Source organism: Ensifer sp. ENS02 (assembly GCF_014851885.1).
GTDB classification, from domain to species: domain Bacteria; phylum Pseudomonadota; class Alphaproteobacteria; order Rhizobiales; family Rhizobiaceae; genus Ensifer; species Ensifer adhaerens.
The window spans coordinates 1-309 of the sequence record NZ_JACVAO010000090.1; the positions used below are offsets into that span (position 1 = coordinate 1).

The 309-nt window shown below is 66.0% G+C and carries 1 protein-coding gene; it reads left to right on the forward strand.

Going from position 1 to position 309, the window contains the following annotated elements:
- On the forward strand, positions 1-309 hold a 309-nt coding region (locus IB262_RS35575; RefSeq protein WP_192494596.1), incomplete at both ends, for an amidohydrolase family protein.

Sequence of the window (309 nt, forward strand, 5' to 3'; positions counted from 1 at the left end):
TGCGGGTCGTCGGCGGCTTCACCGAGCACCAGTTCGCCGAAAAGCGGTTGCCGACGATCGATGAGATCAACGCGGTCGCGCCCGATACGCCGGTGTTCCTGCTGCATCTCTATGACCGGGCGCTGCTTAATGCCGCGGCGCTCCGCGCCGTCGGCTACACCAGGGACACGCCGAACCCGCCAGGCGGCGAGATCACTCGCGATGCCAGCGGCAACCCGACGGGGCTGCTCTTGGCCAAGCCCAATGCCGGCATCCTCTATTCGACGCTCGCCAAGGGGCCGAAGCTGCCCTTCGATTACCAGGTCAACT